Origin of the sequence: Streptomyces sp. NBC_00859, from assembly GCF_045161865.1 — a bacterium.
GTDB lineage: Bacteria > Actinomycetota > Actinomycetes > Streptomycetales > Streptomycetaceae > Streptomyces.
Genome location: NZ_CP108826.1, coordinates 7,226,388 through 7,243,612, shown reverse-complemented (window position 1 = coordinate 7,243,612; position 17,225 = coordinate 7,226,388). Strand labels below are relative to the sequence as shown.

14 protein-coding genes are annotated in these 17,225 nt (G+C 70.6%); 5 read left to right on the top strand and 9 right to left on the bottom strand.

Annotation, left to right across the window (positions count from 1 at the left end):
- Nucleotides 1–22: 22 nt before the first annotated feature.
- On the bottom strand, nucleotides 23–1,237 hold the full coding sequence (locus OG584_RS31910) for an ROK family protein (protein ID WP_405783028.1): 1,215 nt from the start codon (nucleotides 1,235–1,237) through the stop codon (nucleotides 23–25).
- An 88-nt stretch (nucleotides 1,238–1,325) separates the two neighbouring features.
- Between OG584_RS31910 and OG584_RS31905 the strand changes: the two genes are divergently transcribed.
- Nucleotides 1,326–2,552, top strand: coding sequence for an MFS transporter (locus OG584_RS31905; protein WP_405783026.1), 1,227 nt, complete (start codon nucleotides 1,326–1,328; stop codon nucleotides 2,550–2,552).
- 30 nt (nucleotides 2,553–2,582) lie between these two features.
- Nucleotides 2,583–3,320, top strand: coding sequence for a maleylpyruvate isomerase family mycothiol-dependent enzyme (locus OG584_RS31900; protein WP_405784393.1), 738 nt, complete (start codon nucleotides 2,583–2,585; stop codon nucleotides 3,318–3,320).
- A 64-nt stretch (nucleotides 3,321–3,384) separates the two neighbouring features.
- Here OG584_RS31900 and OG584_RS31895 read toward each other — a convergent pair whose 3' ends face one another.
- Together OG584_RS31895 and OG584_RS31890 are read right to left on the bottom strand one after the other, a co-directional pair.
- Complete coding sequence (locus OG584_RS31895) at nucleotides 3,385–4,050, bottom strand: response regulator (protein WP_405783024.1); 666 nt, start codon at nucleotides 4,048–4,050, stop codon at nucleotides 3,385–3,387.
- Nucleotides 4,047–5,345, bottom strand: a complete 1,299-nt coding sequence (locus OG584_RS31890) for a sensor histidine kinase (RefSeq protein WP_405783022.1) — start codon at nucleotides 5,343–5,345, stop codon at nucleotides 4,047–4,049. Before OG584_RS31890 ends, OG584_RS31895 begins: the two co-directional genes overlap by 4 nt.
- 430 nt (nucleotides 5,346–5,775) lie before the next feature.
- Between OG584_RS31890 and OG584_RS31885 the strand changes: the two genes are divergently transcribed.
- Nucleotides 5,776–7,098 carry an MFS transporter gene (locus OG584_RS31885; RefSeq protein ID WP_405783020.1) on the top strand — a complete coding sequence of 441 codons (1,323 nt, stop codon included), beginning with the start codon at nucleotides 5,776–5,778 and terminating at the stop codon, nucleotides 7,096–7,098.
- A 110-nt stretch (nucleotides 7,099–7,208) separates the two neighbouring features.
- Nucleotides 7,209–7,802: a TetR/AcrR family transcriptional regulator gene (locus OG584_RS31880; protein WP_405783018.1), complete on the top strand. Its 594-nt coding sequence runs from the start codon at nucleotides 7,209–7,211 to the stop codon at nucleotides 7,800–7,802.
- A gap of 425 nt (nucleotides 7,803–8,227) precedes the next feature.
- Here the strand turns inward: OG584_RS31880 and OG584_RS31875 are convergent, their stop codons facing one another.
- Nucleotides 8,228–9,544 (bottom strand): geranylgeranyl reductase family protein, encoded by a 1,317-nt coding sequence (locus tag OG584_RS31875; protein ID WP_405783016.1) that lies wholly within the window; start codon nucleotides 9,542–9,544, stop codon nucleotides 8,228–8,230.
- 168 nt (nucleotides 9,545–9,712) lie between these two features.
- Here OG584_RS31875 and OG584_RS31870 point away from each other — a divergent pair, with 168 nt between their 5' ends.
- Nucleotides 9,713–11,077, top strand: a complete 1,365-nt coding sequence (locus OG584_RS31870) for a dipeptidase (RefSeq protein ID WP_405783014.1) — start codon at nucleotides 9,713–9,715, stop codon at nucleotides 11,075–11,077.
- A gap of 8 nt (nucleotides 11,078–11,085) precedes the next feature.
- Here the strand turns inward: OG584_RS31870 and OG584_RS31865 are convergent, their stop codons facing one another.
- From OG584_RS31865 to OG584_RS31845, 5 genes are all read right to left on the bottom strand, one after another.
- On the bottom strand, nucleotides 11,086–12,123 hold the full coding sequence (locus OG584_RS31865; RefSeq protein ID WP_405783012.1) for an NUDIX domain-containing protein: 1,038 nt from the start codon (nucleotides 12,121–12,123) through the stop codon (nucleotides 11,086–11,088).
- Between the two features lie 204 nt (nucleotides 12,124–12,327).
- The gene (locus tag OG584_RS31860) at nucleotides 12,328–13,818 is read right to left on the bottom strand and encodes an FG-GAP-like repeat-containing protein (protein ID WP_405783011.1); all 1,491 of its coding nucleotides are present in this window, start codon (nucleotides 13,816–13,818) and stop codon (nucleotides 12,328–12,330) included.
- Between the two features lie 161 nt (nucleotides 13,819–13,979).
- On the bottom strand, nucleotides 13,980–14,897 hold the full coding sequence (locus tag OG584_RS31855) for a carbohydrate ABC transporter permease (RefSeq protein ID WP_405783009.1): 918 nt from the start codon (nucleotides 14,895–14,897) through the stop codon (nucleotides 13,980–13,982).
- Complete coding sequence (locus OG584_RS31850) at nucleotides 14,894–15,808, bottom strand: carbohydrate ABC transporter permease (protein WP_405783007.1); 915 nt, start codon at nucleotides 15,806–15,808, stop codon at nucleotides 14,894–14,896. Before OG584_RS31850 ends, OG584_RS31855 begins: the two co-directional genes overlap by 4 nt.
- A 22-nt stretch (nucleotides 15,809–15,830) precedes the next feature.
- Nucleotides 15,831–17,117 carry an ABC transporter substrate-binding protein gene (locus OG584_RS31845; RefSeq protein ID WP_405783005.1) on the bottom strand — a complete coding sequence of 429 codons (1,287 nt, stop codon included), beginning with the start codon at nucleotides 17,115–17,117 and terminating at the stop codon, nucleotides 15,831–15,833.
- Nucleotides 17,118–17,225: the final 108 nt, after the last annotated feature.

Here is a 17,225-nt window from a genome sequence, read left to right as displayed (position 1 = left end):
GGTGGGTGGCGGTCCGCCGGCCTCAGCCGACGATGGAGAGCGGGTCGTCGAGGACCGGCTGCCAGGCCAGTTCCGCCGCCCCCACCAGGCTGTTGTGGTCCAGCGTGCACGGCAGGATAGGCACCCCGCCGCTGCGTCCCCACAGACTGCGATCGGCGACGACAGCGCGCAGCCGCTCCGGGTCCGCGTCGAGCAGCTCGCGGTGGAGACCGCCGAGGATGATCCGGTCCGGGTTGAGGATGTTCACGAGGCCTGCCAGGCCGAGCCCGAGGCGGTCGACGATCTCCTGTGCGGCGATCCGCACCCCCGGGTCGCCGTACTCCGTACGGAGAATGTCGCGGGACTGCTGGAGCAGCGAGCCCTCGGGGCCCGGGGTCCGTCCGGCAGCGGTCAGGAAGGCGAGCGGGTCGGTCTCGACGTCGAGGCAGCCCCGGCTCCCGCAGTAGCAGGCGCGGCCCTCCGGGTTGACCGTGACGTGCCCGACCTCCAGGGCGAGTCCGGAACTGCCGGTGTGCAGACGGCCGTCGAGGACCAGGGCGCCACCGACACCACGGTGTCCGGTGGCCACGCAGAGCAGGTGCTGTGCGCCCCTGCCCGCTCCGTGACGGTGCTCGGCGAGCGCCGCGAGGTTGACGTCGTTGCCGGTGAAGGCGGGGCCGGTGATGCCTGCCGCGCGCACCCTGTCGGCGAAGATGTCGCGGACCGGGGCCCCCGCCGGCCACGCCAGGTGCAGCGGGTTGAGTGCGGTGCCCTCCGGCTCGGCGACGGCCGAGGGCACCGCGAGCCCCGCCCCGACGCAGCGCAGGCCCGTGTCGCGCAGCAGTGCGGACCCTTCGTCGACCACTGCGCCGAGTACCTGGGCGGGGTCGGCGGAGACCGTGACACAGCCGGGCGAGGTGGCGACGGCCCGTCCGCCGAGCCCGACGAGCGCGGCGCGGAAACCGTCCGCGTGTACCTGGGCGGCGAGTACGACGGGTCCGCCGCTCTTGACCGACAGCCGGTGCGAGGGCCTGCCCTGGGAGCCGGCGGCGGCGCCGGGGCGTGAGTCGACCTGGATCAGTCCGAGCGATTCGAGCTCGGCTGCGACCGCGCCGGCGGTGGCGCGGGTGACGCCCAACTCCGCGGTGAGCACGGCGCGGGTGGGCGCCCGGCCCGTGTGGACCAGCTCCAGAGCCGGGCCCAGCGCGCTGCGGCCGCGCTCCAGTTTCGTCCGGTTGGTCGTCACCTTGCCGTTCATGGGGGCGAGTCTCCCATGATCCCGGGCGGTGCAAGACGATCCGGTACCACCCTTGTCGACCGGCCTCCCCTCCACCTATGCTTCTTTTGTGCCGAATCTAAACAAAGTCGGGACGGCTCTTCCGGGCGACAAGCGCCGCGGAGACGACGTCATCCCCTCCCTGCTCCGCCTGCGGGTAACCCTCACGGTCTTCTTCGCCCTGGACGGCTTCCTGTTCGCCGGCTGGGTGGTCCGCATTCCCGCGGTCAAACAGCAGACGGGCGCTTCGGCGAGCGCCCTCGGCCTGGCCCTGCTGGGGGTGTCCGCGGGGGGAGTGATCACGATGATGCTCACGGGGCGGCTGTGCCGGCGCTTCGGCAGCCATCCGGTCACCGTTGCCTGCGGGGCTCTCCTCTCGCTGAGTATCGCGCTGCCGCCTCAGACGCATTCGGCGCTCACACTCGGCCTGGTCCTGCTGGTCTTCGGCGCCGGGTACGGCGGGCTCAACGTGGCGATGAACAGCGCGGCAGTGGACCTGGTCGCCGCGCTGCGCCGCCCGGTGATGTCCAGCTTCCACGCCGCGTTCAGTCTCGGCGGCATGGTCGGGGCCGGCGTGGGCGGGCTCGTCGCGGGCCGGATATCGGCGGCTTCCCATCTGCTCGGCCTGACCGTCGTCGGACTGGTGGTGACCTGCGTAGCCGGACGTGAACTGCTGCGTCATCCGGTCCCGGCCGGGCCGCGGACCGCGGCCCGGGACTCGGCGCCGCGCCGCCTCGACAGCCACAGCCGCCGACTGGTCCTGGTCTTCGGGACGATCGCCCTGTGCACCTCGTACGGCGAAGGTGCGATGGCCGACTGGAGCGCCCTCCACCTGAAGCAGGACCTGCACGCGCATCCGGGGGTCGCGGCAGCCGCGTACTCGCTCTTCGCCCTGGCCATGACGGTCGGCCGGCTGACCGGCACCGCGCTCCTGGAGCGTTTCGGCCAGACCCGCGTACTCGTCGGAGGCGCCACCGTGGCGGCCGCCGGCCTGCTGCTCGGAGCGCTCGCGCCCACGGTCTGGCCGGCGCTGGCCGGCTTCGCGGTGGCGGGGATGGGCCTGGCCAACAGCTTTCCGGTGGCAATCGCCCGCGCAGGCGCGCTCGCGGGCCCCGGCGGGGTCGCCACCGCGTCCACGCTGGGCTACGGCGGCATGCTCATCGGCCCGCCCGTGATCGGCTTCGTCGCGGACTGGCTGTCGCTGCCGGCCGCCCTCACGACGGTGGCGATGCTCGCCGCGGTCGCCGCCCTGATCGGCTACGCCACCCGCAACGCGTCGGCCCCCGAGACCGCTTGAGCTCCTGGCACAATCGCCCGCATGGAGCCCCTGCCGACCGCCGCACTCATCCAGGCCCTCGACCGGGAGGGCCGTCTGCTCGCCACCGCAGCCGCGGGGGCAGGCACCGGGGCCACGGTGCCCACCTGCCCCGGCTGGCACGTACGGGACCTGCTCCGGCACACGGGCGCGGTGCACCGCTGGGCGACGGCCTTCGTCACGGAGGGACACACCCGCTTCCGCCCGGCCGGTTCCGGGCCCGCTCTCGACGGGGACGCACTCGTCGACTGGTTCAGGGATGGGCACCATGCGCTGGTGACGGCGCTGACGACCGCGCCGGACGATCTGGACTGCTGGACGTTTCTGCCCGGGGCTTCCCCGCTCGCGTTCTGGGCACGGCGCCAGGCCCACGAGACCACCATTCACCGGATGGACGCCGACACGGCACTCGGCGCCGAACCGGGCCCGCCGAGCCCGGAGTTCGCGGCGGACGGCATCGACGAGCTGCTGTGCGCGTTCCACGCGACGTCCAGGAGCAAGGTGCGTACGGAGGAGGCGAAAGCGCTCCGGGTACGGACCACGGACACAGGGGCCGCCTGGACCGTCCACCTCTCGACGGAACCACCCCGGGCCGAGAGCACCGGCAGCGGGCCCGCCGACTGCGAGCTGAGCGGGGACGCCGCCCTGCTCTACGCCACACTCTGGAACCGCCGCCCCCTCTCCGCCGTATCCGTCACGGGCGACGTGGCCCTGGCCCGGCTCTGGCGGGAGACCTCCGCGATCACCTGATCCCCCACCGCACGGCCTGCCTGCGCGGCTCCGCCTCCTTGCGCCCCCTCGCCCCGTTGCCCGCTCAGCCCAGCCAGCCCGGCCGCACCAGCCCGGACTCGTATGCCAGCACCACCAGCTGGGCCCGGTCGCGTGCACCGAGTTTCACCATGGCGCGACTGACGTGGGTCTTGGCCGTGAGGGGGCTGACCACGAGCCTGCGAGCGATTTCGTCGTTGGAAAGGCCGATACCGACCAGGGCCATCACCTCCCTCTCACGTTCGGTGAGCCCGCCGAGCCCGATGGCCGTGGCGGGTTCCTTGGAGCGCGCGGCGAACTCGGCGATGAGTCTGCGCGTCACCCCCGGCGACAGCAGCGCGTCGCCGTCGACCACGGCACGTACCGCACGCAGCAGTTCCTCCGGCTCGGTGTCCTTGACCAGGAACCCGGAGGCACCGGAGCGGATCGCCTCGAAGACATACTCGTCGAGTTCGAAGGTGGTGAGCATGACCACCTTGACCCCGTCGAGCTCAGGGTCCCCGGTGATCCTGCGGGTGGCGGCGAGGCCGTCGAGCACCGGCATCCGGATGTCCATCAGCACGACGTCCGGCCGCAGCTCCCGCACCAGCTCCAGTGCCTCGTTCCCGTCGGCGGCCTCACCGGCCACCGCGATGTCGGGCTGGGCTCCGAGCAGGGCCCGGAATCCGGCTCTGACCAGGGACTGGTCGTCGGCGAGCAGGACACGGATCACGGTGACTCCTTCGTTGCCTCGGCCGGTCCGGCGGCCGGGCCGACGCCTGACGTGGATGCCCTGCCGGTGAACGGGATGCCGGCCTCGACCCGGAAACCGCCACCGGGGCGCGGGCCCGCGTCGATCGTGCCGCCCAGAGCGGCTGCCCGCTCGCGCATGCCCACCAGACCGCTGCCGCTTCCTCCCGCGCCCTCATGAGTGGGCGGGCCCTCGTCGTCGATCCGCAGGAGGAGCCGGTGCGGGGCGTAGGCCAGGGTGACACGGGCGGTACGGGAACCGGAGTGGCGCACCACGTTGGTCAACGCCTCCTGAACGATGCGGAAGGCGGCGAGGTCGGCGCCGGGGGCCAGCTCCCTCCGTACGCCCTCGGTCGCTGTCTCCACCGTGAGACCTGTGGCGGACGCCTGCTCGACGAGTTCGTCGAGCAGGCCGAGCCCGGGGGCCGGCGCCCTTGGCGCCGCGCCCGGCGCGCGCAGGGTGTCCAGCACCTGACGCACCTCCCCCAGCGCCTCCTTGCTCGCTGCCTTGATCGTGGTCAGAGCGGTACGCGCCTGCTCCGGATCGGAGTCCAGCAGTGCGAGACCGACGCCGGACTGCACGTTGATGACGGAAATGCTGTGGGCGAGTACGTCGTGGAGTTCACGGGCGATGCTCAGCCGTTCCTCGTCGGCGCGGCGCTGCTCGGCGGCCCGGCGTTCGGAACGTTCGCGGGCCCACTGCTCGCGCCGGACCCGGGCGAGCTCGGAGGCCGCGAGGATCGCCACCACCCAGGCGGTGACCACCAGTTCCTGCCCCCAGGGAGCGGCGTGGTCACCGGTGGGCGGCAGCCACCGGTAGAGCCAGTGGGCGGCCAGGACATGCCCCGCCCAGAGCATGGCGACCGCGGACCAGGCCGCATAGCGGTGGCCGGCGACGATGGCTCCGAAGCAGCCGACGGCAACAGTGAAGAAAACCGGGCCGTACGGGTACCCGGCGCCCAGATAGACCATCGCGCAGGCCGCCGTCGCGAAGGCGGTGAGGACCGGGTACTTGAGGCGGAGCAGCAGGAATGCCTGCCCGGCCAGCAGCAGCAACAGGGCCAGGACATCGAGCGGGGCGCGGGTGCCGGCCTGCCCGTGGGCGGCGAAGACAGTCCCCACCAGGACGATGACGGTGACGACCAGCGTGGAGCGCCAGGGCAGCCGGTCCGCGTGCCGCCCGTCCCGCGGCGGCTGCCACGCTCCGGACACGCCAGGCGCCCACGGCGGCCTGCCCCTCGCGTGTCCGCGTCGCTCGTCCGTGCCGGGCTCATCCATGCGGACAACGCTAGACCGGCGCAGGCGTGCTGGGCGTCAGCCCGGCGTGGCGGTCACGTCTACTCCCGGCGGAGTAGACGGCGTCGAGACGGCGTGCCCGACCGCGGGCCTGCGAGGGCCGGATGGTGCACACCAGGTGCAGCGCGGTCCCCGGGAGACGGGAGGGCCGGCTGTGGCCGGCACAGTAACGCGTACTCGGCGCACCCCGTACTCGGCGTCACTCGTGGGCACGGCGCCGGCCGCCCGGACAGAACTGAAGGGCTTCGGAGCGGCAGGCCCGGCCCCGCAGGCCCGAAGGCCGCCGTGAGCCGTGAGCCCGCTCCGAGCGACGCTCGCCTCCACCACTTGACCTGAGTAGACCTGTCTGTCTAGTCTGATTCACGATTACGACTGCACAGACAGGTCTACTCACACTTCGACGGGAATGGTCATGACGAATCTCCCGGTCGTCCCGGTGTCCAAACCGGCGCGCACCTCGCATGCGGCGCCTGCCCACGCCGGATCTGCTTCCGGATCCGACTCCGCTGCCGTATCCGCGCGAGGCCGGCGGCTGCCGCCGAACGTCGCGCTGTACGTACTCGCCTCGATCACCATCTCGTTCCTGGCGGCCTCCAGCGCGCCGACCCCGCTCTATGCGGTCTACCAGGCCGAATGGGGCTTCGACCCGATCACCACCACCGTGGTCTTCGGCGTCTACGCGGTGGCCGTCCTGCTCGGGCTGCTCACCCTGGGCAAGCTCTCCGACCACGTCGGCAGGCGGCCGGTACTGCTGGCCGCGCTGACGGCACAGGCCATTTCGATGGTCGTGTTCGCCACCGCCGACGGCGTGTCGGGGCTGATGGTCGCCCGGATCGTCCAGGGGCTGTCGACCGGTGCAGCGCTCGGCGCGATCGGGGCGGGGATGATGGACATCGACCGGCCGCGCGGCACGATCACCAACGCGGTCGTCCCGGGCATCGGCACGGCGACCGGCGCGCTGGTTTCCGGCGTTGTCGTCCAGTTCCTGCCCGCCCCCACGCATCTGATCTACCTCGGGCTGCTGACGGTCTTCGTCCTCCAGGCCGTCGCCGTCGCACTGATGGCGGAAACGGTGACCCGAAAGCCGGGGGCGCTGGCCGGCCTGGCGCCGGAGATCAAGCTGCCGCGCCCCGTACGCCGCCCGATGCTGGTGGCCGCGCCGGTGCTGTTCGCCGTCTGGGCGCTGGCCGGGCTGTACGGGTCGCTCGGCCCTTCCCTGACACGGAAGTTGACGGGTTCCAGGTCCGAAGTCCTCGGCGGGCTGAGCCTGTTCGTACTCGCCGGGGTGGCCGCCGTCTCGGTGCTGGTCCTGCGGAAGGCGGCGGCCCGGACGGTGATGCTCACCGGCATACTCGCGCTGATCGCCGGGGTGTCCCTCACCCTCGTCTCGATCCGCGGCTCCTCCCCCACCGGCTTCTTCGTCGGCACCGCCATCGCGGGCGTCGGCTTCGGCAGCGGATTCCAGGGCGGCATCCGAACGGTGATGCCGCTCGCCCGGCCGCACGAGAGTTCCGGGGTGCTGTCGCTGCTCTTCGTCGTCTCCTACCTGGGCATGGGGGTGCCGGCTGTGATCGCCGGGTTCCTCGTCGTACACGCGGGCGGACTGACGGCCACCGCCCAGGAGTACGGCGTCGCCGTGATCGTCCTCGCTGCGTTCGCGCTGTTCGGGCTGGGGCGCGGCGGCCGGGACGGGGCCGCGGTCCTGCCGGGTGAGCGGGTCGGCGGCAATGCCTGAGGGTGGCCCCGGCCAGGCACCGGCCGGGACTCGGCGGGGACTCGACGGGGACTCGGCGGGGACTCGGCCGGGGCATAATGTAGACAGATCTGTCTGAAGGAGTGGCCGTCATGGCGAATGTCCGGAGCGCCGCGAAGCCGTCGGCGCGTGAGCGCCTGCTCGCCGCCGCGAACGAGCTGTTCTACGCCGAGGGTGTGCAGAGCGTCGGGATCGACCGGGTCATCGAGCACGCGGGCGTGGCCAAGGCGTCGCTGTACAACACCTTCGGCGGCAAGGAGCAGCTCGTCCGGGCGTACCTCGACACCCGGCACGCCGGCACCGCCGACCGGATCACCCGGGCCGTCGCCGAGCGAGACACGCCCCGAGAGCAGATGCTGGCGGTCTTCGAGTCCCAGGGGCAGCAGTTCGACCGGCCCGACTTCCACGGCTGCGCCTTCATCCGCGCCGGCGCCGAGGCCAGCCCCGGCGGGCTGGTCCAGGAAGCGGCGGACGCCTTCCGCGGCTGGATGCGCGAACTCTTCACCCGCCTCGCCGCCGAGGCCGGCGCCGCCGACCCCGACACCCTGGGCCGCCAGCTCCAACTCCTCTACGACGGCGCAGGCATCTCCGCCCTGATGGACCACGACTCGACCGTCGCCGCGGCCTCCCGCGCGGCGGCGACCGCTCTGATCGCGGCGGCGACGGGCGCATCCGCCGAGGCGTGAACGGCGCCCGCCACGCACGGGGGCCGGGGCCGCGAGCGCGAACCACACAGTGCGCCAGGGTTGCTGACGCGGCGTCGGTGGAGCGGCGCGGGGTCAGTACACGGGGCCGCCGGCTCCGGTCGGGCCCGATCCGCTGACGGTGCCCCGCAGCCCGCTCGGCCGACGTCTGTCCGCTGGTTTCCCGACGCAGCACCACGCGACGAGCGGTTCCGGGAGGCCGGCTGCACGCATGGGACGAGGGCGTCCGACGTCAGTGTGCGGAGACGGAGTCGAACAGCACCGCGGTCACACGCCCGGCGGTGCCGTCGCCCGCGTCGTGCGGCGCATCCTCGCGCGCCGACCGTGTGGCACAACAACCACACAGGACAGCCAGTCCTGTGCCCACTGACCGCCTGCGACCGCCGGCCCCTTGGAACCGATCACATCTAGTCGACCGGGCTGACCTGCTTGCCCGCGTCCTCGCCGCTGTCCTCGGCAGCCTCGTCGTCCGTGCCGGGGGCCGGCTCCTTGGCCGCAGCCCTGCCGAGCTCCTTGCGGTCCAGGACACCGAGCGCACGCTGTGCCAGCGGGTGCGTACGCACCAGCTCACCCAGGGACGTCGAACCACGGGTGATGCCCGCGAACGCCTTCCAGGCGGGCCGGAAACCGGTGATCACCGCGTGCAGCATGACCGGGCGGCGCTCGAACACCTTGAGCATCCGGCGCCCGACCGCCATCTCCACGCCGAGACCGGCCTTGATGGCGAAGGCGTAGTTCAGCGCCTGGCGGCGGGCGTCCACCGCGTCGTGGGCCTCGGAGACCCTGACCGCCCACTCACCGGCCAGCCGGCCCGAGCGCAGGGCGAACGAGATGCCCTCACGCGTCCACGGCTCCAGCAGCCCGGCGGCGTCACCGCACACCAGCACCCTGCCGCGGGAGAGCGGTGAGTCGTCGCTGCGGCACCGGGTGAGATGCCCGGACGACACGGACGGCTCGAAACCGGCGAGGCCCTGCCGGGCGATGAAGTCCTCCAGATACCGCTTGGTGGCCGCACCCTCGCCCCGCGCCGAGATCACGCCGACGGTGAGCGTGTCGCCCTTGGGGAACACCCAGGCGTAACTCCCCGGAATGGGGCCCCAGTCGATGAGCACCCGCCCCGCCCAGTCCTCGGCGACCGTCGGGGGCACCGGGATCTCAGCCTCCAGACCGAGGTCCACCTGGTCCATCTTCACTCCGACATGGGCCCCTATGCGGCTGGCACTGCCGTCGGCACCGACGACCGCGCGTGCCAGCACGGTCTCGCCGCCGGAGAGGACGACCGCCACCGTGCGCCGGTCGGGCACGGCGGATCCGTGCTGCTCGACCCGTACGACGGCCGCACCCGTGCGGACCTCGGCACCCGCCTTCTGCGCCTCCTCGACCAGCCCCTGATCGAACTCGGGGCGGTTGACGAGCCCGAAGAGCATCTGCCTGGACCGGCGGGTCCTGGTCAGCTTGCCGTTCATCGAGAACGTCACCGCGTACACCCGGTCGCGGAGCGGCAGTTCGAATCCCGGCGGCAGGGAGTCGCGCGAGGGGCCGATGATGCCCCCGCCGCATGTCTTGTAGCGCGGCAACTCGGCCTTCTCCAGAAGCAGGACTCTCCGTCCCGCCACCGCCGCGGCGTACGCCGCCGAGGCCCCGGCAGGGCCCGCGCCGACCACCACCACATCCCATACCGGCCGGTCGTGCTCCGTGCCCGCGTCTGCGTTCTCGCTGCTCACGATGTGCTGCTGCTCCTGATCCGACCGGTGGCCCGTGCTTGTCGACGGCATACTACGGCGCGGCGCCGGCCGATCCCGCTGTGGGAGGATCGGTCAGCCCGCAAACGAACGCGTGTGTGTGCACACACTCACACGTACTTCAACGTCGCACCCACGAGGAGCGTGCCCATGTCCGCTGATCCGATTGCCGAGACCGTCTCCTCGCTGATGCCCCGCGCACAGGCGGAGCTGACCGAGCTGGTGGCCTTCCAGTCGGTCGCGGATCCGGCCGTCTTCCCCAGGAGCGAGTGCGAGGGCGCGGCCGACTGGGTCGCCGCGGCACTGCGCGCCGAGGGGTTCCAGGACGTCTCGCTCCTCGACACCCCCGACGGAACCCAGTCGGTCTACGGCCTGCTGCCGGGTCCCGAAGGCGCGCCAACCGTGCTGCTCTACGCGCACTACGACGTGCAGCCGCCGCTCGACGAGGACGCCTGGCTGTCCCCGCCGTTCGAGCTGACGGAGCGGAACGGCCGCTGGTACGGGCGCGGGGCCGCGGACTGCAAGGGCGGATTCATCATGCACCTGCTGGCGCTGCGCGCCCTGCGGGCGAACGGGGGCGTCCCCGTCTCCGTCAAGGTGATCGCCGAGGGTTCGGAGGAACAGGGCACCGGCGGTCTCGAGCGGTACGCGCAGGCGCACCCCGGACTCCTCACCGCAGACGCCGTCGTCATCGGCGACACCGGGAACTTCCGCGTCGGTCTGCCGACGGTCACCGCCACACTGCGCGGGATGACGATGCTCAGGGTTCAGCTGGACACCCTCGAAGGGAACCTCCACTCCGGTCAGTTCGGCGGCGCCGCGCCCGACGCGCTCGCCGCGATGATCCGGCTGCTGGACTCGCTGCGCGCCGAGGACGGTTCGACGACGGTCGACGGCCTGCCGGCGGATGCCGCGTGGGACGGCCTCCAGTACCCGCAGGACGAGTTCCGCCAGGACGCGAAGGTGCTCGACGGCGTAGGGCTGATCGGGACCGGGACGGTCGCGGACCGCGTCTGGGCGCGCCCCGCCGTGACCGTCATCGGCATCGACTGCCCTGCCGTCGTGGGCTCGACGCCGTCGGTGCAGGCGAGCGCGCGGGCCCAGGTGAGTCTGCGGGTGCCGCCGGGCACCGATGCCGCCGACGCGACCGCCCTGCTGACCGCGCATCTGAAGGCGCACACCCCGTGGGGCGCACGCGTCTCGGTGGAACAGGTCGGGCAGGGCCAGCCGTTCCGTGCCGACACCAGCAGTCCCGCGTACGCGTCGATGGCCGAGGCGATGCGCGTCGCGTACCCGGGCGAGGAGATGCAGTCGGCGGGCATGGGCGGGTCGATCCCGCTCTGCAACACCCTGGCCACGCTCTACCCGGAGGCGGAGATCCTGCTGATCGGACTGAGCGAGCCCGAGGCGCAGATCCACGCCGTCAACGAGAGTGTGTCGCCGGAGGAACTGGAGCGGCTCTCGGTGGCCGAGGCGCACTTCCTCGTCAACTACGCACGGTCGAAGAAGGCGTAGGCCGGCCGTCAGCCGACCGGCACACCCGCCTCCAGGTTGAGCACGGCACTGCGCTCCCGGGCGCGCAGTGCCCAGCGCAGGCGCTGGTACCGGTCGGGCGGCAGCAGATCCGCGGCTTCCTGTTCACTGACGAACCGCCAGCCGCGCAGTTCCGAGCCCGGCAGCAGCAGCCGGCCGGCCTGCTCGCTGTCGAGGCGCCCGCCGTCGAAGAGGAGCCGCAGACCGCCGTAGCCCGGCGGCCTCGGCGGCTCCCAGTCGACCACCAGCAGTGTGGGCACATGGCCGAGGTGTATTCCGATCTCCTCAGCGACCTCGCGTATGCCCGCGCGGGCCGGGGCCTCGCCGCTCTCCACCACCCCGCCGGGGAACTCCCAGCCCGGCTTGTACGTCGGGTCGACGAGCAGCACCCTGTCCTGCTCGTCGAAGAGCAGGACACCCGAGGCGAGCGTCTCGGCCGTGGGCTCCGGGGTCTGGACGATCTCGCAGTTCCCGGCCGACCCGGAACGCAGCGCCTCCGCGATCTGCCGCGCGGTCGCCGCCGGGGTCAGCCCGGTGTTGTCGACCGTGTGGGCGTCGGCGGTGAGCCAGCCGAGAGCTGTCCGGTACGGCTCGATGTGCTCGTAGGACCACTGGCGCACCCGTTCGCTGTGCTCCGGGTCGTCGGGCAGATCCTCACGGGCGGCGATCCGTTCGCGCAGGATCGTTTCCTCGGTTGTCAGCAGCACATGACAGACGGGGATCCTGCGTGATGCGAGCCCGCCGAAGATCTCATCGCGGTACTCCTGCCTCAGCAGCGTCATCGGCACCACGAGTACCCCGCCCGTGTCGGCGAGGAGCGCGGCCGCCGTGTCGACCACCATGCGCCGCCAGACCGGCAGGTCCTGGTAGTCGCCCACTTCGGCCAGTCGCTTCTGCGGCAGCAGGTGCCGCAGCGCCCCTCCGAGCACTTCGGGGTCGTAGAAGGTGCTGTTCGGGATCAGGTCGATCAGTTCTCGCGCGGTGCTCGTCTTGCCCGCACTGAACGCACCGTTGATCCAGACAATCACGGTTCCCCCTCATCCCTAGCCCCCAGTGGCTTGCCCGCAACACCCTGCCACGGAAACCCGGTCCGGCGGCATGGTGCCTCAGCAGGGCGATTCCGGACGGAACAGACGGGAGAACCCAGTTCGGTCCTGGTGCGGCGGAGAACGGAGCTGCCCGGGGCGCGGTGCCCCGGGCAGCTCGTGCCGGCAGCGGGTGCTGCCTGTATGTCAGCGGTTGAAGGACGACCCCAGCTTGGCGTTCGTCGGGTCCGTACCGAGCGTGCCGGCGCCGAAGGTGATCGAACCGGTGGCGGTCGCGCCCGAGGCGCTGCCCGGCAGGGCCCAGACGGACCCCGCGTTGCTGTTCTCGCCGGGGGCGCCGATCACGAGTTCGGCCCGGCCGTCGGCGTTGGCGTCCATCAGCGAGGTCGCCCCGCCGAAGGCGTCCTTGGGCTCGGCGCCGCCGCCGATGCCCGCCGTGTCCTGGGTGAACCCCTTCGAACCGGTGGCGGTGGGTCCAGCCGCGCTGCCGCGCAGGACGATCGCCTGTCCGGCCTGCGCCTTGGTGCCGACGGACTCGCCCGGGACGCCGATCGCGATGTCGCCGTAACCGTCTCCGTCGGTGTCACCGACGGAGACCGCCTCGCCGAACCTGTCGCCCACCTCGGACACGCCGGGGACGCCCGCGCTGTCCTGGCTGAAGGCCTTGGCCTTCGTCCCCTGGGGCCCGGACGCACCGCCCGGGATGTACATGATCATGCCGCCCTTGGCGAGCGGCAGGTCGACGTCGCTGTCGTGGCCCTCGACCGGGCGTCCGACAACGATGTCGGCGTAGCCGTCGTGGTTCACATCACCCGCGGTGACGTGCTCGCCGCCCTGGACCCAGTTGCCCTTGGCGTCCTCGACGATCCTGGGCGTGCCGAGGCCTTTCGCGGTCCCGGGCAGGAAGCGCACCCGGCGGGCGTCGTACTCGTCACCGTCGTTGACCGTGCCGACCAGGTCGGTGACGCCGTCGCCCGTCACGTCGCCGGCAGCGATGTCGAGGTAGCGGGTGTCCTCGGTGTCGCGGATGACCGACGTGCTCTTTGCCGACCCGTCCCGCGCGAACGGACCGGAGAACACACGCAGGTGCTGATCGCCCGCGACGGTCACCACGTCCTGGCCGCCGTCGCCGTTGAAGTCCCCGACGGCCAGCTTGTCGCCCATGGCTCCGGTATCGGTGTCACCCTGGCCCAGCACTGCGCCGCCCGACAGACCTGTGGGACTCCCCCAGATCACGGTGAGCGTGCCGAGCTTTCCGACGCCCGCGTCCTCGTTCGCGGCGCCGACGACGAGATCCGTGTAGCCGTCGCCGTCCAGGTCGGCGGAGGCAACGGCGCTGCCGAACGCGTCGCCGGACTCGGCCGAGTCCGGGACCCCTTCGGAGTTCTGACTGATGACCTGCTTGGAGGCCAGGTTCACACCGGACTTGGAGCCGTACATCACTCCGACGTATCCGGCGCCCTGCTTGCCGCCGACGGTGGCGGACGGCGCGGCGAAGGCCGTGTCGGCGTAGCCGTCACCGTTGAAGTCCGCCTTCTTGGCGGTTCCGGCGGCCGCTGCGGAATGCGCGGCCCCTGTGGACGAAGGGGACACGGCTTGGGCTGCGGGTATGGCGACCGCGGCGGACACCACGGCTACGGCGATTGCCACACCTGCGCCCAGGGCTCGGGAAGGCACACGAACTCCGATCTTTTGGTAACTGCTTCGTCCTCCTTGACACACGAGAACCGCGAATGGTTGCACCCGCCAACACTTCGCCGGGCTCCAGCCCGACTGCTCCGCACCTGCCCGTCACGTGCATCGGCGTCACCTCCCCCGTAACCGCGTTTGCGGGAGGGTCACTTGGTGGACCCGAGCGTCAGCCCCGCGATGAAGTGACGCTGCAGCAGCAGGAACACCACCAGCGTGGGCAGCGCCACGATCACCGAGCCGGCCGCCAGCAGGTTGTAGTCCGTGAAGAACTGCCCCCGGAGGTTGTTCAGCGCCGAGGTGATGGGCAGTTTGTCCCCGTCGGACATGAAGACCAGCGCCCACAGGAAGTCGTTGTACATCCAGGTGAACTCAAGGGTGCACAGCGCCGCGATCGCGGGGCGGCAGAGCGGGACGGTGATGCGCCAGAACTGGGTCCAGACGCCGGCGCCGTCGACGATCGCCGCCTCCAGGATCTCCTGCGGCAGCGTCCGCATGAAGTTGGCCAGGACGAAGACGCAGAAGCCGATCTGGAATCCGATCTGGACCAGGATGACGGCCCAGTACGAGTCGAACATCGTCATCGAGTCGGACATCCAGTACGGCAGCGGGATGCGGTTGAACAGGACGTACAGCGGGGTGACGATGACCTGTTGCGGAAGCAGGTTGCCCGCGGTGAAGAGCATCAGCAGGACGATGCCGCCGCGCATCTTCAGCCGGGAGACGGCGAAGGCCACGAACGACGCGAGGAAGAGCGTGACGATGACCCCGGGCACGGCGATGATCAGGGTGTTGACGAAGTACTTCGTCATCCCGGAGTCGCTGAAGGCCTGCTTGTAGTAGTGGAGGGACAGATGCCTCGGCAGGGAGAAGTAGCCGTACTTGGACGTCTCGTCGTACGGCCTGAGGGAGGCGTAGACCGCGAGGAGCAGGGGCGCGAGGAAGGCGATCGAGACGCCCATCAGGAAGACGTGCACGCCGATCCGGCCGGGGCGTGTTCCCCGACGGCGGGCGGCGGGAGCGGACGCCGGGACCGCGGTGGGCGGCGGAGCGGTGTCGACGGTCATCGGGACTTCTCTCCTCGGATCTCCTGCACCAGATACGTCACGACGAAGCCCATGGACACGGCCAGCAGCACCACGGCGATGGCCGAGCCGAAGCCGATCCTGCTGGCCTCGCCGATGATGTTGTCGGTGACGAGCACCGAGAGCACTTCCAGGCCGTTGCGGCCGTGGTTGACCGCGTAGACGATGTCGAAGGCGCGCAACGACTCGATGACGGTGATGACACCCACGATGACGTTGACCGGCCGCAGGGTCGGGAAGACCACGCGGAAGAAGGTCTGCGCCTCGCTCGCGCCGTCGATGGCCGCCGCCTCCTTGAGCGAGGGGTCCACGGCCTTCAGCCCGGCCAGATAGAGGATCATCACGTATCCGGTGTGCCGCCAGGCGGCGGCCAGCAGGATCATCCAGATGTTGAGGTCCGGGTCGCCGAGCCAGTCGGTGGGGTTCTTGGTGTTGCCGATGAGGGCGTTCAGCACACCCTGGTCCCGGGAGAAGATCAGCTGCGCGATGAAGCCGACGACGGCGAGCGAGAGCACCACCGGCATGTACAGCGTCGACTGGTAGAAGCGGCTGAAGCGCACACCCCGGTCGATCAGTACGGCGAGCAGCAGCCCGAACGGCACGGCGACGAAGCCGAGGAAGCCGAGCCACAGCAGGTTGTGCCGGACGGCGGGCCAGAACGGCGGGTAATTGGAGAAGAGGTTCGAGTAGTTCTGCGTCCCCACCCACTTGATGGGTCCGACACCGTCCCAGCTGGTGAAGGAGAGCACCACGGAAGCGAGGGTCGGCCCCCACACGATGGCGACATCGAGTAGGACGGGTATGCCCAGCAGCAGCCCGAGAACGACGAGGTCGCGCCGGGTGAAACGGCGGCGGCCTCGTCGTGGGGAGCGCCGCGCGGTGTTGAGCGCCACGGTCTGTACTCCAGGGGGCTGATCACTCGGAAGCGAAGATGGTCTTCTTCTGGCGCTCGATGTCGTTGCACAGTCCGTCGACATCGTTCGGAGTGGATATGAACTTCTGGATGGCCGGGATCATCACCGTCGACGCGAAGTCCGGGCGGGTGTCGCGGTCCATGAACTGCGAGATCTGCTTCGCCCCGGAAATCAGCTCCGCCGACTTCTTCTGCAGCGCGGTGTACTTCGTCAGATCCGCTCCGCTGTTGACCGCGATGTTGTTGGGGTCACCGGCCAGGTAGATGTCCTCCGCCTTGGGCGTGGCCAGCCACTTGAGCAGGTCCTTCGCGCTCTCCATGGACTTCTTGTTCTTCAGTTCCTTGGACTTCTTCGCCAGCAGGAATCCGTCGATGGGCGCCTCGACGGCGTCCTGGCCGTGCTCCGGATTGATCTCGGGAAAGGCGAAGAAATCGATGTCGGACCGCTCAGCGGCGGGGAACTGCTGGCCCGGGTGCGGCATCCCGAGGACCACCATGCCGATCTCGCGCTTCTGGAGGCTCTGCCCCGTCTCCTGCCAGGTACGGCCGTTGGCGCCCTTCTGGCAGTACGGGAGGAGGCGCCGCCAGGTGTCGAAGACATCCTTGACCCGCTTGTCGGTCCACGCCTCCTCGCCCGCCATCAGAGACTTGTGGAAGTCGTAACCGTTGGTCCGCATGTTGATGTAGTCGAAGGTGCCCATGGCGGGCCACCCGTCCTTGTCGCAGAAGCCGATGGGGACGAGCTTGTCCTTCTGCATCTGCTTGGCGAGCGCGATGTACTCGTCGAGCGTCTTCGGGGCTTCGTAGCCGTACTTGGTGAAGACGCTCTTCCGGTGGAAGACCGCCCACGGGTAGTAGTAGTACGGGGTGAAGTACTGCTTTCCGTCCGCGCCCGTCGACTGGGCCTTCAGAGCGGGAGTGAATCCCTTGTAGTCCTGCCAGAGGTCGCTGATGTCGTACAGCAGACCCTTCTTGGCGAAGTACTGCATACGGTTCCCGGCGAACCACATGAAGACTTCGTCCGGGTCGCTCTGCAGATAGCGGTTGATGTTCTCCTGGAAACTGTTGTGGTCGACCGTATTGACCTTGATCGTCCGGCCGGACTGCTTCTCGTACGCGGAGAAGGCCGAGGCGAAGGCCTTCTCCGGCACAGCGTCCGACGAGTTGGACCCCAGTTTGATGGTCTTCCCATCGCCTCCGGGTCCGCTGCTGCAGGCGGCCAGGAGCGAAGGCAGCGCCACAGCGCCGGCTCCGACCGCCGCGCCGCGCAGCAGATTCCGGCGGGACATCCGATGTCCAGCCACACTTCCAGGCACGACTGAACCGTTGTACGAAGACTGCGCCATGTCCCCCTCCTCCAGGGTGAAACTCAACACAACCGAACGCGAGGATTGGAT